We start from the raw sequence: 21,365 nt of genomic DNA, 5'->3' as shown, positions 1-21,365 counted from the left end.
ACTTCATTGGCAATTCGGAAACCAAACGGCAACGGCCAGGCGTGATGGTCCACTGATGTCGCCCAAAGCTGCGCAGCGGTTGGGCAACGACATGCACATACAAACGACATGCACATACAAAGAATGCATGTCATCAACGATGAGACGAGCATGGGCATGGGTCTAGAAAAACAGACGGCGGTTTTGTCATGAGCGTTGCGCTGAAGGTGTCTGCCGCCCTCATGCTGGTTCAGGCCACGTTCTGGTCCAATCCGGCGCATGCCGACTGGCGCGACGATATCGGCACGTTTCGCATCGGCATTGTTGCCGAGCCAGGCGCCGGCAATACCGTTCCCGGGCTGGCTGTGTTGACCGACGCCTACACCAAGGCCCTGGGTATGAAGGTCGAGTTTGTCGTTGCCCGCGACTATGCCGCGCTGATCGAGGCGCAGGCCAATGCCCGCATCGAATACGCGATCTATTCGGCGACCGCCTATGCGACGGCCTCGCAGCGCTGCTTGTGTATCGAGCCACTTGTGGCTGCGGTCGATTCCGACGGCGCGACCGGTATCCGCTCCGTTCTGCTGACCCGGGACGGCAAGCTGCCCAATCTGGCGGCGATGGAGAGCCATCGCATCGCCATTGCGCCTTCTGACAGCGTCGGCGGTTCTCTTTTGCCACTGGTGGCGTTGGCGGCGGAAGGCCACAAGCTGGCGGAAGATGCACCGTTTCTGGTCCGCGCCGACTCGGCTGCAGCGGCCGAAACGATGCTGATTGATGGCACGGCCGATGGTCTGTTCGGCTGGGTGACGGCTGCGGCGGACGGTCAGCCGGAAGCATCGGGCACGCAGGCCAGGCTCGAAGCGGCAGGCCTTTCAGCGGCGGAACTTCGGGTCGTATGGACGTCTGGCCTGCTGAGATATGGTCCCCACGCGGTGCGTAGCGATCTCGACCCTGAAGCCAAGCGACGGCTCACCGTGTTCCTCACCAACCTCAAGTCGACGACTCCGGACATTTACCACCTCCTGGAACCGAAACATTCCGGTGGCTTCGCTGCCGTTGCCCCAAAGGACTACGAGATGGCGGCTTCTATCGTGCGCTTCGTCTCGGGCAGAGGTCAGCAGCACTAGCGCATTTCCAAAACGGAAAATCTGCGTAACGGCTTCTCACCTGCAATCGCGGTGGATTAAGAGCCGGAGCGGTTCTGCAAACTGCCTGGCCGTCATGGTTCAACAGTCGCTGCAAGTAACCGCCACGCTTCTGCGGGGACGCAGATAATAGGTTTCGCCCATCGTTATGTTGCTGAAAGCCGAGGTCAATCCGAGCTTCTGCTGGTCGCTCGCCGTCCAGGCGATGACCGGGATGTAGCCAAGATTGCTTTCGGCGCGGATGAGGAAGGTGTTGGCGACCATGAGCGGTGCTGGAACCGTGGTCTCCGTGGTCGCGGCGGCGCCGGGGCCGGCGACGCCTGCGACCAACTTGCGCGACCATACCACCAATGCCCTCGTCCCGTCGGCCGAGACCTGTATTGCCGTTATGGTGATGCTCGGGTTCGAGCGGTTGTAGGGTTGAAGGGTTACGGAGCCGATCTTCATGATGCCGTCGATGTCGGCTTTGAGGACGCTTGTCTGCTGGGTGACGAGATCAGCCACCATGCTGCCGATACGACTGACCTTCTTGCTGGTCTCGATGGCCTGTGACGCCTCCATTGTCAGGAAATACATGATCAGCAGAATGGGCATGATCAAGGCGAATTCGACTGCCGCGATGCCGCGGCGATCGGACCAGAATCGACTTGCTTTCCGCCAAATTCCCGTAATCCCAAGATGTGCCCCCGCACGCATCATGCCCATTGCCTTTTTTCTTCTTGCTGCTCGTGCATCCGCCTCGAACTCAGTTGTCGAACGGCTCGTTCTGCCAGGTTACCGATGCGAAATGCAGCGTCTTGTTGCCGCCCATCGACTGCGCCAACAGGTCGGTCATAATAGGCCATTTGTAAAAGACCCGAAGCATGTTCCGCGACCCCGCCGCCCCCCACGTAACAGCAAAGGGCGGCTCGGCGGTGCCGTTCGTCAGGATGATTTGGCCGCCCTGGATCTTGAAGCCGGCCGCGGCCGCGTCGGCGAACGTCGTATATTGGCGAAGATCCACTTGCAGCTGATTGGGACAATCCTGCGAGACCATGATCTCCAGTTTTGTGCAGATCGTGGTCGTCAAACTGTCTTTGGAGACGTCGGCCGCCTTCAACTGGCCAGTGCGCAATTGGCGCGCGACATCATCGGTGATGTTGGCCATCACTTCCTGGCTGGCGAACGAGATGCAGCTTTCCAGAATGGCAAAGACAAGCAGCGCGAACGGGACCGAAAGGATTGCGAATTCGATTGCCGTGGCGCCGCGCCGGTCGCGCAGAAAACGGCCGAAAAAACTTGGGCGTCTCGCCTTGTGTTCGCCTGCGGAGCCGAATTCCATGCTCATGTCTGATCCTGCCGGTCTCTATGCGGTCTCGGAGGGAGCATTAGCGCAAACCGATTGAGTTCCGGTTTGGATGATCGTTAAAGTCGGCGTTGGCTTCTTAACCAGGCGATAACCTGAACGGCATTCAGCTGCACCATCCTAGTGGCTGACACTCATTTCAGCTTCGGAGGACTTCTCCGCATCGCTCTTGTAAGAGCTTTCGCAATAGGGCGTGCAGGACATTGTCTGGATTTCGGCGCGCCTATAGATACGCACGGACGAGGCAGCCTGCCGCATGACGGTAACCTGCTCGTCGACGATTGGGCTGCCATCCGCATCGAGCACGACCAGATTGGTGACGCCGAAGCCTTTGCCGGTCAGCACGATCGTCGAGGCATCCTGCACGGAAGCGTCGGCGATTGCCGGGTTGCCGACCACTATTGTGTCGGCGGGGCGCGACAGTTTGACGATCTTGGCCTGGTTCATCGTGACCTCGATGCCGGCGCCGGCCATGGCTGGCGCGACGAAGGTCGTGGCGGCAAGAAGCGCGGCAATCACGATTGACGATCTCGGCTGGGCCATTGAGGCGCTCCACGCAAGCAGACTGATCAACGGAACATGAACGAGATTGGTGAACCAACGGTTAAGCATGCGGTGCTGCCAACGGTGTCATGGCCAGCAAGGGTGCTCGCGAGGCATGGTCCGGGTGCGGCCGCAAGGCTGCCAAATCCTGGACTGGAAGGTTCGGCGGCACTTTAGCCCGAAGTTAACCACGCAATATGTTCGAACCGGGAAAGGAATCGGTAAGGCTGTTTATTAAGCCGATCGAAAGAGCTTCTCCCTAGATTGGCAGCATCCGATCGACCATCACAGAAGTTGACGGAAGTGCTGTAACACGTGGAGTAGGAGCTCTCGAATGTCTAATCTCATCGCACGTTTTGTGAAGGACGAATCCGGCGCGACCGCTATCGAATATGGTCTGATCGCCGCTCTCATCGCGCTCGCCATCATCACTGGCGCCGGCGCGCTCGGCAATTCGCTCAACGCTAAGTTCACCGCCATCGGAACCACCCTGAACTCCGCGCCGGGCGGCGCCTGATCGGCCTTGTCGCCGAGCGCACTTGGATTGTGTTTTGGAAAAGGGCCGCCGCTTGGCGGCCCTTTTTCCATGCCGCTGCCAACATCACTCGTTTTTTCGGCCGGCCCTCATCAATCGTTAATCGAACATATCTAGGTTAAGCCCCGTGAAAGCCGACAATAGGCATAGCGCCGATGCTTGAAGCCCTGATCTTCGTGGTTTTTCCGTTCTGCATGCTGTTTGCCGCGATCTCTGACATGCTGTCGATGACGATCGCCAATCGCGTGCCGGTGCTGCTCGTCGTTGTCTTTGCGCTGGTTGCGCCTCTGACGGGTATGGAATGGGCGGCCTATGGCGGACATTTCGCCGCCGGCGCCCTGGTCCTTGCAGTGACGTTTGGCTTGTTTGCGATGGGCGGGATGGGCGGCGGCGACGCCAAGCTTCTGGCAGCCACCGCGATGTGGATGGGTCTCAACGTCAATCTCGTCGAGTATCTTGTGGCCTCGACAATCATCGGCGGCCTGCTGACGCTCGCGATCATCATCTACCGGAAGTCGTTGCTTGCGACCGTTACCGGCCAGAATCCGTTTCTGCGCCATTTCGCCGACGAGGCAAAGGGCGTTCCCTACGGCGTCGCGCTAGGCCTTGGCGGGTTGCTGACCTATCCGGATTCGCCCTTGATGGTATGGGCGCTCACCAGGCTGGCGGCCTGAGCACGATCTTTTTTATTATCTGCCTGCATTGCCGCAACCGGCTCGAAACAGGGCCGGCCCGGCCATTTTGGCCGGTCAGGGCGCGTTCCGGCTAATTTATGTAAACCTTAAATTAATCACGATCGTAAGCATTACATTAACCTTGTTTTGACGATTGCCGCTGCAAAGTCCGGCTTGGCTACGTGGTTTGCCAGGGCAAGGGTTCGGACAGATGCCAGCATCGCGATTGATAATTCTGAGCGTGGCGGTGGCCGCGGCGGGTGGTGCGGGCTATGTCGCGAAAAACATGGTGGCACCGCCGCCCCAGGTCGTCGTCGAATCCGGCCCTCAGGCCCCTGCGGTGGCTCTGCAGGATGTGCTTGTGCTTTCGGGCGACGTTCCGATGGGCAGCCCGATCGAAAGCAACATCGCCTGGCAATCCTGGCCCGCCGACGGCGTCAATGCGAATTTCATCACCCGCGCCGCCGAGCCCGAGGCGTTGGAGAAGCTGAAGAGTTCCGTTGCCCGTGTGGCGATGTATGCCGGAGAGCCTCTGCGGCGTTCCAAGCTGATCGGCGAGGGGCAGAGCTTCATGTCGTCGATCCTGCCTTCCGGCATGCGGGCGGTCGCCACGGCTATCTCGGCCGACACGTCGGCCGGCGGCTTCATTCTTCCGAACGATTTCGTCGATGTCATCATGACCCGCAGGGCCGATGCCAGCGCCGCTGGCGCCGGTTTCAACACCGAGACCATCCTCAAGAACATCCGCGTCCTGGCCATCGACCAGACCATTCAGGAGGATGAGGAAGGCAAGAAAACCAGGGTGGGCCAGACGGCCACGCTGGAACTGACGCCCAAGCAGGCAGAGATCATCACTGTCGCCCAACAAATGGCCGATCGCTTGACCCTGGCACTGCGGGCAGTCGCGGACACGCAGGAAAAGAATCTGGGTGAGGCCGACTATCTCGTTTCCGGCAATGGCCGCAGGGGAACGGTGAGGCTGATCAAGTCGGGCGAAGTTTCCGAGGTAGGGGCAAGGAAATGAGGCTAAGTGGTAAACTGCCGGCAATTGTAGCCGCGGCATTCGGCCTGCTGCTCGTCGGAACGAATGTGCAAGGCAGCATTGTCGAGGCAAAAAACGCTCAGGTCACGGCATCGACGGCCACCCAGCGCGTCAAGCTCGGTCTCAACAAGTCGGTGGTCATCGATTTGCCGAGCGATGCCTATGACATTCTCGTCGCCAACCCGGCGGTGGCCGATGCGGTGACCCGCACCGCAAGGCGCATCTACTTGTTCGGCAAGGCGGTTGGTGAGACGAACATCTTTGTCTTCGGCCCGAATGGCGAGCAGATCGTCAGTCTGGATCTGGCCGTCGAACGCGACGTTGCCGGCCTTGAGGATTATATCAGGCGCTTCCTCCCAACGTCGGCCATCAAGGTGGAACTGCTCAATGACAACGTCGTCCTGACCGGAACGGTCGATACGCCGCTGGACGCAAAACGCGCGGTCGACCTGGCGACGATCTTCGTTTCGGGCGGTGAAGCGACGACGGGCCAATATTCGCAGACGGCGGCCGGCGGTTCGGCCCAGAGCGGTGTCGACATCAACAATCCGGACCAGGAGCGCCGCACCAGCAAGATCGTGAACCTGCTCCAGATCATCGGCGACGATCAGGTCACGCTGAAGGTGACGGTGGCCGAAGTCAGCCGTTCGGTGATGAAGCAGCTCGGCGTCAACATGGTCGGCAGCGGTGGCAGCAACGGCATCAGCTACGGCGCGATCAGCGATAATTTCATGGGTCTCGGCAAGCAGCTGTCGAACTCGGGCTTTCAGATCGGCGCGTCGGGGCTGCAGGCTTATGTCAACGCCATGGAGCAGTCCGGGGTCATGAAGACCTTGGCGGAGCCGACCCTGACCGCGGTTTCCGGCGAGAAGGCGACCTTCAAGGTCGGTGGTGAATACAACATGGTGTCAAACGTCGACCAGAAGGTATCCACCGACAACCAGACTGGGTTGAAGACCTACACTGTCGAAAAGATCGAGTACGGCATCGGCCTGGAATTCCAGCCGGTGGTGTTGTCTCCCGGCCGCATAAGCCTGAAAGTCCGAACCTCCGTTTCCGAACCAACAACCGAGGGATCCGTATCGTTGTCCGAAGGCGTGACGAGCGCCGGCATGAACGCCCTTTCGCTTCGCAAGCGTCTCGCCGACACCACGGTGGAACTGCCATCTGGTGGCTCCATGATGATCGCCGGCCTGGTTCGCGACGATGTCAGGCAAGCCGTCAACGGCTTGCCCGGGCTGACAAAAATCCCGGTGCTCGGTGCGCTCTTCCGCAGCAGGGACTTCGTGCGCAACGAGACCGAGCTCGTCATCATCATCACGCCCTATCTGGTGAAACCGGTCGCACGCAACGACCTTGCCAAGCCAGACGACAATTTCAACGCCGCCAGCGACGGCGCCGCCATGTTCCTCGGCCGCGTCAATCGCGTCTACGGCACCATGCAGACCGACAAGCCCAACGGCCGCTACCACGGCGTCGTCGGCTTCATCTACAAGTAAGCGGGGAAGCGGACATGTCTCAGTCAGCATTGAAGGCAAGCACCATCGCCACAAGGATGCGCTTTGGCAGTTCGCAGGTCAGCCGGCGAGCCGTTCCGGTCGTGGCGGTTGCAATGGCGGCGCTGCTCGCCGGCTGCGCCCATCGCGACAGCATCACGGTCGGCGCCATCCCGGATGACTATCGCACGAACCATCCAATCGTGATCGCGGAGAAGAACCAGAAGATCGACCTGCCTGTCGGGGCTGGTGACCGCGGCATGACCGGCTCGCAGCGCGATACGCTTCTTGGCTTCCTCGACGGCTATGACAAGAGCGCCGCCCCGACGCTGACGATCCAGGTCCCGAGCGGATCGGCCAACGAGGTTGCCGCGACGGCGGCCGGCCGTGATTTCGCCAGGCTCGCAGTCGCCAGCGGCATCAAGCGCAACCGCATCGTCGTGGTCTCCTATCAGGCCGGATCGAGCGAGACATCCGCCCCGGTTCGCGTCTCCTATATCTCGGTGAGAGCCCAGACCGACAAATGCGGACGCTGGCCCGACGACCTCGTCGATACGTCGGAAAACAAGCACTATGCCGATTTCGGCTGCTCCTATCAGAACAATCTTGCCGCCCAGATGGCCAATCCGGCCGATCTGCTCGGCCCGCGCAAGCCCTCCACAATCGATGCTGAAAATCGCGGCGCGGTGATCGATGTCTATCGTGCAAGAGGTATTTCGGACGAGTTCCTCGGCAATTCGGAAGTGACGTACTGAGCCGCCAGTCTCGGATTGAACAGGCCACGGAAAAGAGCATGACGATGAGCAACCTTGCCTACGATGCCCCGGTGGATGGCAGCGATACCTCGCAGCAGGACATTGCCGCGATGCAGGCATTGCGGCCGATCCCGCGCATCTCAATCCAGGCATTCTGCGAGACCGAGGGCGTTGCCAATCCGGTCGAGCGCGCCGGCGAGGACCGCCGCATGACGAAGGCGCATCTCAAGGTCCATATGGGCGGCGTCCCCACCGCAATAGAATTCTACCAATCGGCGCCGACGCCCAACCTGATCCTGCTGGAATCGCGCAGCGAACCGAAGCAATTGCTGGAGCAACTCGCCCAGCTTTCGGAATATTGCGATCCGACCTCGAAGGTGGTGGTGATCGGTCATTACAATGATGTCGGCCTCTACCGCGAACTCATCCGCAACGGCATTTCCGAATATGTGATCGCGCCGGTGTCGATGGCCGACATCGTCAGCGTGATATCGTCGATCTTCATCGATCCGGAAGCCGAGCCGCTCGGCCGCTCGATCGCCTTTGTTGGCGCCAAGGGTGGTGTCGGCTCCTCGACGATTGCTCATAATATCGCCTGGGCGATGTCGACCCTGTTCAAATCCGAAGTGGTCGTTGCCGATCTCGATCTTGCTTTCGGCACGGCCAACATCAACTTCGACCAGGATCCGGCGCAAGGCATCGCCGAGGCGGTGTTTTCGCCGGAGCGTATCGATGAAGTCTATCTTGACCGGCTGCTGACTCAATGCGCCGAGCATTTGTCGCTGCTGGCAGCGCCTTCGACGCTCGATCGAGTCTATGATTTCGATCCCGAGGCCTTCACGCAGCTCGTTGACACCGCTCAGCGCAGCGTGCCGCTTTTGGTTCTCGATGTTCCCCATGTCTGGACGGGCTGGACCAAGAACACCCTGATCAAGGCCGATGAGATCGTCATCACGGCGACGCCGGAACTGGCCAATCTGCGCAACACCAAGAACCTCGTCGACATGCTGAAGCGGCTTCGTCCCAACGATCCGCCGCCGAAGCTGATCATCAACCAGGCCGGCGTCCCGAAGCGCCCGGAGATTTCGCCGTCCGATTTCGCCGAGCCGCTCGGCCTGTCGGCAATGTCGGTCATTGGTTTTGATCCGTTGCTGTTCGGCAATGCCGCCAACAACGGACGCATGCTCGGCGAAATGGATGCCAAGAACCCGGTTGTCGCAATGATCAACGAAATGGCGCATGTGCTGACCGGGCGCAGCGAAATCAAGGCCAAGAAGAAGACCGGGCTTGGCAATTTGCTCGGCAAGCTTTCGCGCAACAAGAAGTGACGCTTCAGCAGTGGAATCGGTAGTCGATCATGTTTGGTAAAAGAGGCAGCGACGACGGCAACCGGTTCACGCCGGAATTTCGCCCGCCAGCACCAGCGCCTGTTGCGCCGCCGGCTGCAAGTTCCACGGACACGGCGGTTCTGGCCAGGCCTGCGGCTGCGCCAAGCGCACCTGTCGCGCCGCCAGCGCGCCGTGCGGTCGAGGCGCCGCCATTGGCGCCTGAGCCGAAGCGGGCACAGCGCGAAAAGAGCGAGACTTATTACGACACCAAGAGCCAGGTCTTCTCCGCGCTTATCGACACCATCGACCTGTCGCAGCTTTCCAAGCTTGATCCTGAAAGCGCGCGCGAGGAAATCCGCGATATCGTCAACGACATCATCGCGATCAAGAATTTCGCGATGACGATCGCCGAGCAGGAGGAACTGCTCGAGGACATCTGCAACGATGTGCTCGGCTATGGGCCGCTCGAGCCGCTGCTCGCCCGCGACGACATCGCCGATATCATGGTCAATGGCTCCAGGAACGTCTACATCGAAGTCAACGGCAAGGTCGAACAGACCGGCGTTCGCTTCCGTGACAACCAGCAGCTGCTCAACATCTGCCAGCGGATCGTCAGCCAGGTTGGCCGTCGTGTCGACGAGTCCAGCCCGATCTGCGACGCCCGCCTTCCCGACGGCTCACGCGTCAACGTCATCGCGCCGCCGCTCTCCATCGACGGTGCCACGCTCACCATCCGCAAATTCAAGAAAGACAAGCTGACGCTCGATCAACTGGTCAAGTTCGGCGCGATCTCACCGCAGGGCGCCGAAGTTCTCAAGATCATCAGTCGGGTTCGCTGCAACATCGTCATCTCGGGCGGTACCGGCTCGGGCAAGACGACGCTGCTAAACTGCCTGACCAACTATATCGACCGCGAGGAGCGCGTCATCACCTGCGAGGACTCGGCCGAGCTGCAATTGCAGCAGCCGCACGTCGTGCGCCTTGAAACCCGCCCGCCCAATCTGGAGGGCGAGGGTGAAGTGACGATGCGCGACCTGGTCAAGAACTGCCTGCGCATGCGGCCCGAGCGCATCATCGTCGGCGAAGTGCGCGGACCCGAAGTGTTCGACCTTCTGCAGGCGATGAATACCGGCCATGACGGCTCGATGGGAACGATCCACTCGAACAGCCCGCGCGAATGCCTGAACCGTATCGAATCCATGATCGCCATGGGCGGCTATTCGCTGCCGCAGAAGACAGTGCGCGAAATCGTCGTCGGCTCCATCGATGTGATCATCCAGGCGGCACGCCTGCGCGACGGATCGCGCCGCATCACCCACATCACCGAGGTGATCGGGATGGAGGGAGATGTCATCATTACGCAGGACATCGTCCTCTACAATATCAAGGGCGAGGACGCCAACGGCAGGCTGCTGGGAGAACATGTATCGACCGGCATCGGTCGTCCGCATTTCTGGGACCGCGCCCGCTACTATGGCGAGGAGCAGCGCCTCGCCATAGCCCTCGAGGCGATGGAGAAACGCGCTGACTGACGCATATTGGGGCGCAAGGGTTCAAGCCAATGTTTGGAATTGACGGCACAGTACTGGCGTTTGTCGTACTCGCCGGCTTCAGCGCCGGCGCCGTCGCCTATGCATTTCTGTTCACTCGGATCAGCAACGAGAAACAGGTCGGCAAGCGGCTCGAAACGATCAGGACCGCCGAGACGGATCGCTCGGTCGTCAAGGCCTCGCGTGATCGCGCGGCGGAAGCCACCAAGCGGCGCAAGTCGGTTCAGGATTCACTCAACGAGCTCGACGCAAAGCAGAGAACCAAGGACAGCGCCGTCAAGAAACCGCCGCTGAAGGTCCAACTCCGCCAGGCCGGCCTGAAGACCACGGTAGAGCGCTTCTATGTATATTCCGCCGTATGCGGCCTCGTTTTGACCATGGCCGCCTTTGTGGCCGGAGCGCCGAAGCTCGCCTTGCCTGGCGTGCTGCTGGCCGGGGCGCTCGGCCTGCCGCGCTGGTTCGTCTCGTTTCGTCGCGGGCGTCGGGTCAAGGCATTCCTCAACGAATTTCCAAACGCGCTCGACATCATCGTGCGCGCGGTCAAATCCGGCCTGCCGCTGAACGATGCCGTGCGCCTGATCGCCAACGAATCGCCCGAGCCTGTAAAGGCCGAGTTTCGTCGCATCGTCGATTCACAGCAGATGGGCCTCTCGATCCCCGACGCAACCTTGCGCATGCCCGAAACCATGCCTTGCACGGAGGCGGGTTTCTTCGGCATCGTCATCCAGATTCAGTCGCAGGCCGGTGGCAATCTCTCCGAGGCGCTGGGCAATCTTTCGCGCGTGCTTCGCGATCGCAAGAAGATGAAGGCCAAGGTGCAGGCGCTGTCGATGGAAGCCAAGGCGTCCGCCGCGATCATCGGTGCGCTGCCCTTCATCGTCGCCTTTCTCGTCTACCTGTCGAGCCCGGCCTACCTGATGCCGCTTTTCACCACCAGCGTCGGAAATCTGATCCTTGGTTGCGCTGGGGTCTGGATGTCGATCGGCATCCTGGTGATGCGCAAGATGATGAACTTCGAAGTCTAGGATGCTGGCATGACCGAGCAAGTTGTCAAAACCCTGACGGATCCAAGCTTCCTGATCGCGCTGCTGGTCGGAATAGCGGTGTTTGCGACCTTCTTCACCTTGCTGCCGGCGTTTGGCGGAAACCAGCTCAAGTCACGCATGAAAACCGTTGCGCTGGAACGCGACGAATTGCGTGCCAAACAGCGCGCCCGGCTTGCCGTCGAGGCGGATCGCCGTCGCAAGGGCCTGCGCGAGGAACAGTCTGTTGGCATGCGCAACATTGTCGACCGGCTGGATCTGAGGCGCGCGCTCGCCGACGAAGGCACGTTACAGAAACTTAAAGTGGCCGGGTTTCGGGGCCAGAATCCGCTGACGCGGTTTCTTTTCTTCCGTCTGGTACTTCCTTTTGTCGGCTTTGCGCTGGCCACAATCTACATCTTCGTGCTCGGGGCATTGCCCGACAAGCCATTGGTCATCCGGCTGTTCGTCTGTATCCTCGTTGCGTATGGCGGCTTCTACGCACCGGTCGTCTATGTCAACAACCGTGCCACCAAGCGCAAGCAGTCAATCCAGATGGCATGGCCGGATGGGCTCGATCTGATGCTGATCTGCGTCGAATCGGGCATGTCGGTGGAAGCAGCGCTGCGCAAGGTCGCCGATGAGATCGGCGCGCAATCGGTGCCGCTGGCGGAAGAATTCATCCTCACCAATGCCGAGCTTTCCTATCTGCCGGAGCGCAAGCAGGCCTACGAGAACCTGGCAAGCCGTACCGGCCTGGATTCGGTCAAGTCGGTGTCGCAGGCACTCGTCCAGGCCGAGCGTTACGGCACGCCGGTGGCGCATGCGCTACGCGTGCTTGCCGCCGAAAGTCGCGACATGCGCATGAATGCGGCCGAGAAGAAGGCCGCCGCCTTGCCGCCAAAGCTCACCGTGCCGATGATCCTGTTTTTCCTGCCTGTGCTTTTCGCCATCATTCTGGGCCCTGCAGGCATTCAGGTCAGTCAGCGCGGCATCTTCGGAGATCGTCCGGCGCCGGCAGCATCTCAGTAGCAGCGCGGCAAATCGCTGTACGACATGTGAAGAAGCCGCGCTGGATGCAGCGCGGCCTTTTTCATTCAACTTCCTTGCGGATTGTTGTTTCAGTTAGTCGCGGACTTTGACTTGTCCTGATCCTTGAGCTGGCTCCAGGCATTCTGCTGTGCCAGCATCTGCCTGAGATAGGCGACGTTGGCCTGCGCCTGCTCAGGCGAGAGTTCCTGCGAGGCAATCTTCTCGGCTTCGTCGAAACGGCCTTGCAGTCCGACGACCAGCGCCAGGTTCTGGCGGACCCGGCTGTCCGCATTCGGCTGCTGCGCGGCCGAGCGCATATAGGTTTCGGCGGTGCGCAGGTCCCCTTCCAGCACATAGGACATGCCAAGGTTGGAGAGCACCGAAGGCTCGTTCGGCTTGAGTTCGAGCGCCTTGCGGTAAAGCTGGCGCGCATTATCCTTCTGGCCGGTCTGGTCGAGAATGGCCGCTTCGGCCGACACCAGCCTCCAGTCGGGATATTCCGGTGTCTGAGCGCGGCGCACGGCGTCAAGCGCTGCCTCGAACTGGCCGTTGGCCGCCAGCGCCTTGCCATAGGCGGCAAGCACGTCACGATCCTTCGGCAGAGCGATCGCCAGCTTGCGCATCACGGCGAGCGACTGGTCGGCGTCACCATCCATCTGCAGTGCCGCCGCATAATTCGTCGCTATCCGCTTGTCGTTGGGGTTCCTGGCGTAGGATTGGCCAAGGGCGCCGGTGGCATTGTGCAGTTCTCCGGTCGACATGGTTTCCAGCGGTTTGCCTCCGGTGCGCCCGATCGAGCCGGTGGAGAGCTTGTCGGTTCCGCAACCGGCGACGCCCGCCGCGAGCGCCAAGGCAAGGGCCGTGGTGATGAGCCGCTTTCCCTTGACGCTGATCGTGCTGTTGGTCGGCATCGGCTACCTAAGCCTCCATTCATGCGCGGCCATTGCGTGGCCGTCTTCCCTCCCGCAGAAATATTCTGTTAACCCTAACGGACAGTTAAGAACGCCGACTCGCGGCGCCCGCACCATGGAGACCGTCGAATGCCTGTCGAACTCGTCGAGAAGAAATTGCCGGGCGCACTGCCGATCCATCTGGTCGCCAGCGACGGTCTGGACGCAGCCGGTCTCGCGCCAGCGGCCGTTGCCTGGGCCAGAGCCAACGGCTTTTCCGGCGAGGCAGGCAGGACGCTGGTCGTACCTGGCGAAAACGGAGCGCTCGGCGGCGCGCTCTTCGGTACCGGGGATGGCGAAGGCGCGCTCGCCCTCGGCGCATTGTCGAGAGCCTTGCCGGAAGGCGACTGGCATTTCGCCTCGACGCCGGCCGAGCCGGAACTCGCGGCAATCGCGCTGATGCTCGGCGGCTATGTCTTCACCCGCTATGGCAAGAAACCTGGCAGGGCGCTACGCTTCGGCCTGCCGGCCAGTGTCGATACCGCGCGGGCTCGCCGCATTGTCGATGGCGTTTTCCTGGCCCGCGATCTGGTCAACACGCCGACCAGCGATATGGGCCCGGAAGACCTGGAGAAGGCGGTGCGGACCCTTGCCGACAGGCACAAGGCCGAAGTCTCGGTGGTCAAGGGCGACGAGCTCCTCGATCAGAATTTCCCGATGATCCACGCCGTCGGCCGCGCGTCGACCGCCGCGCCGCGCCTGATCGACATGCGTTGGGGGCAGCAAGGCGCGCCGAAGGTGACGCTGGTCGGCAAGGGTGTCTGTTTCGACACTGGCGGTCTAGACATCAAGCCGTCGTCCGGCATGCTTTTGATGAAGAAGGATATGGGCGGTGCCGCCAACGTGCTTGGCCTGGCATCGATGATCATGGCTGCCGGGCTGGATGTGCGGCTGCGCGTGCTCATTCCCGCGGTCGAGAATTCGATTGCCGGCAACGCGTTCCGGCCCGGCGACGTGCTGTCGAGCCGCAAGGGCATGTCAGTCGAGATCGGCAACACGGACGCCGAGGGGCGGCTGGTGCTCGCCGATGCGCTGGCGCTGGCCGACGAGGAGGAGCCGCAGCTTCTGGTCGACATGGCGACGCTGACTGGGGCTGCCCGGGTCGCGCTCGGTCCCGACCTGCCACCATTCTACACCGGCGACGAAACCCTGGCATTCGACCTCGCGGCGGCTTCCGTTGCGGTCGAGGATCCGCTGTGGCGGATGCCATTGTGGCGGCCTTACGATTCAAAACTGGCGTCGAAGATCGCCGACATCAACAATGTCACCACGGACGGTTTTGCCGGCTCGATCACGGCGGCACTGTTCCTGAAGCGCTTTGTCGAAAAGACTGTGGCTTGGGCGCATTTCGACATCTTCGCCTGGAACCCTGCCGATCGCCCGCATGGTCCTGCAGGCGGCGAGGCACAAGGCATCCGAGCTCTGGAGTGGATCATCGCGAAACGTCTTGGCTAACGACGGTCCCGAAAAGTCGGAACCGGCTTTCTGCCAAAATCCTGATTCAGCAGGTTGGAAACTGAAACGGAACCGAAACAATTTGCCGTCATGCTGGCGCGATGTCGATTGCGATGCGCCCGAGCCAGGCCTTGCGACTGTGGCAGCAAGTGATGCTGTCGCAAGTGCGCAACGATGCACCCGATCTGACCATGCGCCAGACCGCGATCCTGTTCACAATCTATCTCGACCCGCCGCCACATACCGTGCGTGGGCTAGCTGCCCGCCTCAACGTCACCAAGCCGGTGATTACGCGCGCGCTTGACACGATGGGCGCATTGAAACTGGTATCGCGCCATCGCGACGAACTCGACAAGCGAAATGTGCTGATCAGACGCACGGTCGAGGGCGCTCTCTTTGTTGAGCGCTTCGGCGATGATATCATCGCCAAGGCCCATGAGTTACCCATCTAATTTCAGAGTTGCCGATTTGACTGCCAGGGATGCCCGCCTTCACGCTTTCCGTTCCGACCTCGCCGATGCACGGCTGAAGGGCGAAGTCGCCGCAGACCGCTTCGTTGCCGGTCGGCCGGCGCGGATCACTGCAGCCGTGGCCGATATCCGCAAGGCGCCGCGGCCGGATGCCGGCGTCAACACGCAAGCCCTGTTCGGCGACGATGTCCTGGTCTTCGAGGTCGCTGAGGGCTGGGCCTGGGTCCAGGCGGAACGTGACGGCTATGTCGGCTATGTCGCCGATACCATGCTGGGCGGGCGGGAACATGCGCCCACGCACATCGTCTCGGCACCACGCACTTTTCTCTATCCTGGACCCGATTTGCGGTTTCCGATCTCAGGACAATTGTCGATGGGATCGACGGTGACAGTGACGGATGCGGCCGAGACACGCGGCACCCACTATGCCGTTCTGCCCTCCGGCGAAGCGTTGATAGCAGGTCATCTGCGGCCTCTCGGTGAAGTGGCCACCGATTACGTTTCGGTGGCTGAGATGTTTCTCGGCACACCCTATTTGTGGGGCGGGGCTTCCGGCTTCGGCATCGATTGTTCGGGCCTGGTGCAACTGGCGATGCGCATGGCCGGCAGGAACGTGCTGCGCGATACCGACATGCAGGCGACGACGCTCGGCGAGCCGCTGGAACCGGGGCCCGCTTTCTCAGGGTTGCGGCGGGGCGACCTGGTGTTTTGGAAGGGCCATGTCGCCGTTATGACCGATGCCGACACCATGATCCACGCCAACGGCAACACCATGCTGGTGTCGCGCGAGGGACTGAAGGATGCCGTCGCCCGCATCGGCTACCTCTATGGCGGCCCGACGGGGTTTCGGCGGCCGTAGCAAAGAACGATCCCCTTTTGTTCCGATTCTTCTTGGCGATTGATTGCCGTCGCGCTAACTCTGGCACGTGACAGAGCAACCGCGCCTTGCCGAACAGAATGCCTCCGTAGTCCTGCCAGAACCATTCATCCGATGGTTTGGCGAGAAAGGTTGGTCGCCGCGCGCCCATCAGATTGAACTTCTGTCGAAGGCCCAGGCCGGACAGTCGGTCCTGCTGATCGCCCCGACTGGCGCCGGCAAGACGCTGGCTGGGTTCCTGCCCTCGCTGACTGAACTTGCGAACCGGCCAAGGCGAAAGCCGGGCCAGGCGCATCGCGGCATCCACACGCTCTATATCTCGCCACTGAAGGCGCTTGCCGTCGATATCGAGCGCAACCTCGGCAAGCCGGTGGAGGAGATCGGGCTGCCCGTCACCATCGAGACGCGCACCGGCGACACCCCCGGGCACAAGCGCCAGCGCCAGAAGCTGGTGCCCCCCGACATCCTGTTGACCACGCCCGAGCAGCTGGCGCTGCTGATTGCAGCCAGTGATGCGAAACGCTTTTTCGAGGACCTGCGCTACGTCGTGCTCGACGAATTGCATTCACTGGTGACGTCGAAACGCGGACATCTGCTGGCGCTCGGGCTGGCGCGGTTGCGCAGCTTTGTCCCTGGCCTGCAGACGATCGGGCTATCGGCGACGGTGGCCGAGCCAGACGAGTTGCGGCGCTGGCTGGTCAGCCAGAATCCACCCAAAGAGTCGACAAGCCCGGGGATGGCCGAATTGATCGTCGTTACGGGCGGTGCGAAGCCGGAGATCTCCATCCTCGATTCGGAAGAGCGCGTGCCGTGGGCGGGGCATTCGGCGCGCTACGCCACGCCGGAGATTTACCACGAGATCAAGCGCCACAAGACGACCCTGTTGTTCGTCAACACCCGCAGCCAGGCGGAGCTGCTGTTCCAGGAATTGTGGCGGGTCAATGAGGATACCTTGCCGATCGGGTTGCATCACGGCTCACTCGACGTTGCCCAGCGCCGGCGCGTCGAGAAGGCGATGGGCGAGAATGCGCTGCGTGCCATCGTCGCCACCTCGACGCTCGATCTCGGCATCGATTGGGGCGATGTCGACCTGGTCGTGCATGTCGGCGCGCCGAAAGGGGCGAGCCGGCTGGCGCAGCGCATCGGCCGTGCCAACCACCGCATGGACGAGCCGTCCAAGGCGATCCTGATCCCGGCCAATCGTTTCGAGGTGCTGGAGTGCCGGGCCGCCCTCGATGCCAATTATCTCGGCGCGCAGGACACGCCGCCGCTGATCGATGGCGGCCTCGATGTGCTGGCCCAGCATGTGCTGGGCTGCGCCTGCGGCGCGCCATTCCGTGCCGATGATCTGTTCGAGGAAGTGCGAACAGCCGCGCCCTATGTCAGCCTCGATCGGTCGACATTCGATCGTGTCGTAGATTTCGTCGCCACCGGCGGCTATGCGCTGAAGAATTATGAGCGCTATGCCCGCATCCGGCTGAACAAGGATGGGTTGTGGCGCGTGTCCAATCCGCGCGTTGCCCAGCAATACAGGCTGAATGTCGGCACCATCATCGAGGTGCCGGCCCTCAACGTGCGTTACATCAAGGCCGGCAGCAAAGGCGCGGCTTCGCGCGGCGGCCGGGTTCTCGGCAAGATCGAGGAAGCCTTCCTCGAAACGCTGACGCATGGCGACACGTTCATGTTTGCCGGCAAGGTGCTGCGCTTCGAAGGCATTCGCGAGAATGAATGCTTCGTGTCGAACGCGCCGGGCAGCGATGCCAAGGTGCCCTATTATGGCGGCGGCAAGTTCCCGCTTTCGACCTATCTCGCCGAACAGGTCCGCATCATGCTGGACGACCCGCAGCGCTGGAAGAAGCTGCCCGAGCAGGTCGCCGACTGGCTGCGGTTCCAGGCCGACAAATCGGTGCTGCCCAAACGCGATGACCTGCTGATCGAGACCTTTCCACGAGGCAATCGCCATTATCTCGTGGCCTACCCGTTCGAGGGCAGGCTAGCGCACCAGACGCTCGGCATGCTGCTCACCCGCCGCCTCGACAGGACGGGAGCCAGGCCGCTCGGCTTTGTCGCCACCGACTATGCACTGGCGATATGGTCACTGGGCGACATGGGCACGATGTTCAAAGCTCGGAAGCCTTCGCTCAGTGCAATTTTCGACCAGGACATGCTTGGCGACGACCTCGAAGCCTGGCTGGCCGACAGCTGGCTTCTCAAGCGCACCTTCCGCAACTGCGCGCTGATTTCGGGATTGATCGAAAAACGCCATCCGGGCCAGGAAAAGAGCGGCCGCCAGGTCACCGTGTCGACTGACCTCATTTACGATGTGCTGCGCAGCCATGAGCCGGACCACATCCTGCTGCAGGCGACACGTGCGGATGCGGCGACCGGTCTGCTCGATGTCAGCAGACTTGCCGACATGCTCTCGCGCATCCAGGGTCGAATCGTGCATAAGGCGCTTGAACAGATTTCGCCGCTTGCCGTGCCGATCATGCTTGAGATCGGCAAGATGCCGGTGAACGGCGAGGCTGATGAAACGCTGCTTATGGATGCGGCGACATTGGTCGAGGAGGCAATGGGGCCGGGGATGGTCGAGGAATGAATTTTTCGCTGGCGCGCACATCGCTGATCGGCGAGGCCGACCTTGTCGGCATCGCCGGCGAGCGCGCCGTCTGCGACCCGCGCGGTGTGCTCTATTTTCCCGAGTTCAGGCTTCTGGCCGTGTCCGACCTGCATCTGGAAAAGGGTTCGTCGCTGGCAAGGCGCGGCACGCTGATTCCGCCTTACGACACCGGTGCAACCTTGCTGAGACTGCAGGCCGTGATCGCTGACTACCAGCCATCCATCGTCATCAGCCTGGGCGACAGCTTCCATGACGGCGGCGGCGCCGAGCGCATGCATGCAAGTTTTCGCGCGCGGCTGGAAGCGTTGATGGCAGGCCGCGACTGGTTCTGGGTCGCTGGCAATCACGATCCGGAAGCACCCGCCGACCTGCCGGGCGAAACGGTGCGTGAACTCGCCATCGGCTCGCTGCTGTTCCGCCATGAGCCGTCGAAGGTACGCGTCGAGGGTGAAATAGCGGGACATCTGCATCCATGCGCCCGCATCGTCCAACGCGGCCGTTCGGTGCGGCGGCGCTGCTTTGCCGGCGATGGCGGCCGCATGATCATGCCGGCCTTCGGCGCCTATACCGGTTCGCTCAACGTGCTCGACCGCGCCTATGCCGGGCTGTTCCGCTTGGACACCCTGATGGCCTATATGCTTGGCGCGGACCGCATCTTCGCGATCTCCCGCTCGATGCTGCGACCGGGCTGAGGTCGCCGCTTAGTCTTGATGGAATTCAAGTTTTCTTCAATGCTGCCTGTATGCGGTCGAGCGCCTCTTCCGCACCATTATGCCCTTGCGCTGCGGAGCGTTTCAGCCATTGGACAGCAAGCTCGATATTCTTCTCGACACCAACGCCTTTCAAGTACATCACGCCCAAGTTGAACTGCGCTTTGCCGTTATTTTGCTGTGCGGCCTTCTCGTACCAATAAAAGGCCAGCTTGTCGTTTTTATCCACGGCCTCGCCGGTCAGGTAGGCGGCGGCCAAGTTTACCTGCGCGTCAACGTTGCCTTGTTCCGCTGCTTTGGTCGACCAAAGAACCCCATCGGCACCGCTTTGGGGTACTCCTTTGCCAAGAAAATACATGTATCCCAGATATTGCTGAGCCTCGGCCAAACCTTGAACAGCGGCACCGCGCCAAAGTTCCACCGCTTTCGCATCGTCTTGCTGAACGCCTTTTCCCCAAGAATACAAAAGACCAAGATTCAACTCGGCCACTGCCATATCCTGATCCGCCGCCTTACCCCACCATTCGGCAGCCTTGGAATAATCCAGAGGTACACCAAGCCCCCTGGAATACAGAAATCCGACATTAAACTGCGCAGTGATATCGCCCTCTAGGGCGAGGGCCGTCCATTCTTTGTACGCTTCTGTATAATTCTTCGCTTCAAAGGCGGCGTCGGCTTCGAGCGCGCCTGCTATTGAATCGTGGGAAGCAAAAACCAAAATACCCGCAACGCAAACCCCTCGTGCGAGATACGACGCTAAATTGAAGGGAGTGAGGATCATCGCCTGTTATGCCAATCCGGAAGATGCCGTTCCAAGAACTACGACACATTCTTCCGAGCCACAACTTACGACAACACTAACTGACATTCAGCAATTGCGATGGCATGTTGGCGTTCCCTACCTGCCGTAGTAGAGCGTGACGGTGTGCTTCGCTTCGGCGAAGAACAGCCAGCGTTCGACCAGCATGCCGGCGAACTGCACGATCACGGCGAGCACCGACATCGCCGCTGCGAAGGGCCAGGGCAGGGCGAAAGTAGCCGCGAGCAGCAGGACGGGTAAGGCAAAGGCCAGACCCTGTGCGATCTGGCGCAGACGCGCGCTGTGTTTGCGTGCGATGCGAAAACCCATTTCCTTGAGCAGGTAGTTTTCCTCGGTATGCGGCCATTCCAGCGACCGTACCGTGCCGCCGGCCAGTCCCGTCGCGGTGTTGGCGGTGGTCGAGATTTCCAGCCGGTCATTGTGGCGCCAGGTCGCCAGCTTCCAGCCCCAGCCGAGCAGGGTCAGCAGCATGGAAGCCACCAGGATCGCTTTCGAGCCGAGAGCAAATCCCTGTAGCAGCGCGTTCAGCAGCATGCTGCCGGTCATCGCCGAGAAGATGAGATAGGCCGGCAGCGTGAACCGGCTGTGCCATTGGGCGATCGGCTTCAGCGACGAATAGATCATGCCCGTGGTGCAGACGGTGACGATCGCGCCGCAGGCGGCCAGCAGTCCAGCAATGGCCACCCAGCCACTGGTGCGGCCAAAAAATACCCAACCGATGCCGAACAGTCCCGCCGGGATGAAGGTGATGACCGAGGCAACACCTTCGCGCGATAGCCATGAACTCCGCCACTGCGAGAATGCCCGCCAGGCGCGTTCGGGTCTGCCGAGGTGGCCGGTCGACGATAACAGGCCGGCCGCGATCAGGCCGAGTGCCAGCCCAAGGCCGATGAAGCCCAGCCAGAAATCGGGAGGGATGATCTGGAATCCTCCGAGCACGCCCAGCAGCGCGAGCAGCCCATAGCCGGCGCCCGTGGCGGTGGTGAAGAAGACGACGGAGAAGGCTGGATGCAT

Annotated in this window: 21 protein-coding genes; 15 read left to right on the top strand and 6 right to left on the bottom strand. The window is 61.3% G+C overall.

The genetic code is table 11. The annotated features are described in order from the left end of the window. Positions 1–188 precede the first annotated feature (188 nt). Positions 189–1,109 (top strand): phosphate/phosphite/phosphonate ABC transporter substrate-binding protein, encoded by a 921-nt coding sequence (locus NKJ01_RS06930; RefSeq protein WP_352727022.1) that lies wholly within the window; start codon positions 189–191, stop codon positions 1,107–1,109. Positions 1,110–1,208: 99 nt separating this feature from the next. Here NKJ01_RS06930 and NKJ01_RS06925 read toward each other — a convergent pair whose 3' ends face one another. The 3 genes from NKJ01_RS06925 to NKJ01_RS06915 all read right to left on the bottom strand — a co-directional run bounded on the left by NKJ01_RS06925 (position 1,209) and on the right by NKJ01_RS06915 (position 3,015). Beyond that, entirely contained in the window at positions 1,209–1,826 is a 618-nt protein-coding gene (locus NKJ01_RS06925; RefSeq protein ID WP_352727141.1) for a TadE/TadG family type IV pilus assembly protein, read from the bottom strand. Positions 1,827–1,872: 46 nt separating this feature from the next. Beyond that, the gene (locus NKJ01_RS06920) at positions 1,873–2,454 is read right to left on the bottom strand and encodes a TadE/TadG family type IV pilus assembly protein (protein WP_352727020.1); all 582 of its coding nucleotides are present in this window, start codon (positions 2,452–2,454) and stop codon (positions 1,873–1,875) included. 138 nt (positions 2,455–2,592) lie between these two features. Continuing rightward, positions 2,593–3,015: a pilus assembly protein N-terminal domain-containing protein gene (locus NKJ01_RS06915; protein ID WP_352601402.1), complete on the bottom strand. Its 423-nt coding sequence runs from the start codon at positions 3,013–3,015 to the stop codon at positions 2,593–2,595. A 334-nt stretch (positions 3,016–3,349) separates the two neighbouring features. Here NKJ01_RS06915 and NKJ01_RS06910 point away from each other — a divergent pair, with 334 nt between their 5' ends. The 9 genes from NKJ01_RS06910 to NKJ01_RS06870 all read left to right on the top strand — a co-directional run bounded on the left by NKJ01_RS06910 (position 3,350) and on the right by NKJ01_RS06870 (position 12,449). After that, positions 3,350–3,532: a Flp family type IVb pilin gene (locus NKJ01_RS06910; protein ID WP_352601400.1), complete on the top strand. Its 183-nt coding sequence runs from the start codon at positions 3,350–3,352 to the stop codon at positions 3,530–3,532. Positions 3,533–3,705: 173 nt separating this feature from the next. Then, positions 3,706–4,224: an A24 family peptidase gene (locus tag NKJ01_RS06905; protein ID WP_352727018.1), complete on the top strand. Its 519-nt coding sequence runs from the start codon at positions 3,706–3,708 to the stop codon at positions 4,222–4,224. Between the two features lie 211 nt (positions 4,225–4,435). Continuing rightward, entirely contained in the window at positions 4,436–5,248 is an 813-nt protein-coding gene (cpaB, locus tag NKJ01_RS06900) for a Flp pilus assembly protein CpaB (protein ID WP_023758088.1), read from the top strand. After that, positions 5,245–6,765 carry a type II and III secretion system protein family protein gene (locus tag NKJ01_RS06895; protein WP_352601394.1) on the top strand — a complete coding sequence of 507 codons (1,521 nt, stop codon included), beginning with the start codon at positions 5,245–5,247 and terminating at the stop codon, positions 6,763–6,765. The genes cpaB and NKJ01_RS06895 overlap by 4 nt, the downstream gene beginning before the upstream one ends. A gap of 14 nt (positions 6,766–6,779) precedes the next feature. Next, positions 6,780–7,517: a CpaD family pilus assembly protein gene (locus tag NKJ01_RS06890; protein WP_352727016.1), complete on the top strand. Its 738-nt coding sequence runs from the start codon at positions 6,780–6,782 to the stop codon at positions 7,515–7,517. Positions 7,518–7,555: 38 nt separating this feature from the next. After that, positions 7,556–8,845 carry a CpaE/TadZ family protein gene (locus tag NKJ01_RS06885; protein WP_352727014.1) on the top strand — a complete coding sequence of 430 codons (1,290 nt, stop codon included), beginning with the start codon at positions 7,556–7,558 and terminating at the stop codon, positions 8,843–8,845. 29 nt (positions 8,846–8,874) lie between these two features. Further along, positions 8,875–10,377, top strand: a complete 1,503-nt coding sequence (locus tag NKJ01_RS06880) for a TadA family conjugal transfer-associated ATPase (RefSeq protein WP_352727012.1) — start codon at positions 8,875–8,877, stop codon at positions 10,375–10,377. 29 nt (positions 10,378–10,406) lie between these two features. Further along, positions 10,407–11,420 carry a type II secretion system F family protein gene (locus NKJ01_RS06875; RefSeq protein ID WP_352727011.1) on the top strand — a complete coding sequence of 338 codons (1,014 nt, stop codon included), beginning with the start codon at positions 10,407–10,409 and terminating at the stop codon, positions 11,418–11,420. A gap of 9 nt (positions 11,421–11,429) precedes the next feature. After that, a complete protein-coding gene (locus NKJ01_RS06870) occupies positions 11,430–12,449 on the top strand; it encodes a type II secretion system F family protein (RefSeq protein ID WP_352727009.1) in 1,020 nt (339 codons plus the stop codon). 89 nt (positions 12,450–12,538) lie between these two features. On the opposite strand, the gene NKJ01_RS06865 is transcribed toward NKJ01_RS06870, so the two are convergent. Next, positions 12,539–13,360, bottom strand: coding sequence for a tetratricopeptide repeat protein (locus tag NKJ01_RS06865; protein ID WP_352727007.1), 822 nt, complete (start codon positions 13,358–13,360; stop codon positions 12,539–12,541). A gap of 129 nt (positions 13,361–13,489) precedes the next feature. Between NKJ01_RS06865 and NKJ01_RS06860 the strand changes: the two genes are divergently transcribed. From NKJ01_RS06860 to pdeM, 5 genes are all read left to right on the top strand, one after another. Then, a complete protein-coding gene (locus NKJ01_RS06860) occupies positions 13,490–14,854 on the top strand; it encodes a leucyl aminopeptidase family protein (protein WP_352727006.1) in 1,365 nt (454 codons plus the stop codon). A gap of 101 nt (positions 14,855–14,955) precedes the next feature. Beyond that, complete coding sequence (locus tag NKJ01_RS06855) at positions 14,956–15,306, top strand: MarR family winged helix-turn-helix transcriptional regulator (RefSeq protein WP_023758079.1); 351 nt, start codon at positions 14,956–14,958, stop codon at positions 15,304–15,306. Continuing rightward, a complete protein-coding gene (locus NKJ01_RS06850; RefSeq protein WP_352727005.1) occupies positions 15,290–16,183 on the top strand; it encodes a C40 family peptidase in 894 nt (297 codons plus the stop codon). The genes NKJ01_RS06855 and NKJ01_RS06850 overlap by 17 nt, the downstream gene beginning before the upstream one ends. A 67-nt stretch (positions 16,184–16,250) precedes the next feature. Further along, positions 16,251–18,800, top strand: coding sequence for a ligase-associated DNA damage response DEXH box helicase (locus tag NKJ01_RS06845; protein ID WP_352727003.1), 2,550 nt, complete (start codon positions 16,251–16,253; stop codon positions 18,798–18,800). After that, positions 18,797–19,513, top strand: coding sequence for a ligase-associated DNA damage response endonuclease PdeM (gene pdeM, locus NKJ01_RS06840; RefSeq protein WP_352727001.1), 717 nt, complete (start codon positions 18,797–18,799; stop codon positions 19,511–19,513). The genes NKJ01_RS06845 and pdeM overlap by 4 nt, the downstream gene beginning before the upstream one ends. A gap of 25 nt (positions 19,514–19,538) precedes the next feature. Here pdeM and NKJ01_RS06835 read toward each other — a convergent pair whose 3' ends face one another. After that, on the bottom strand, positions 19,539–20,312 hold the full coding sequence (locus NKJ01_RS06835) for a tetratricopeptide repeat protein (protein ID WP_352726999.1): 774 nt from the start codon (positions 20,310–20,312) through the stop codon (positions 19,539–19,541). A 117-nt stretch (positions 20,313–20,429) separates the two neighbouring features. Next, a complete protein-coding gene (locus NKJ01_RS06830) occupies positions 20,430–21,365 on the bottom strand; it encodes a dimethyl sulfoxide reductase anchor subunit family protein (RefSeq protein ID WP_352726997.1) in 936 nt (311 codons plus the stop codon).

It is taken from the genome of Mesorhizobium sp. M0276 (assembly GCF_040321755.1).
GTDB lineage: Bacteria > Pseudomonadota > Alphaproteobacteria > Rhizobiales > Rhizobiaceae > Mesorhizobium.
This window is presented reverse-complemented; position numbering and strand designations above follow the sequence as displayed.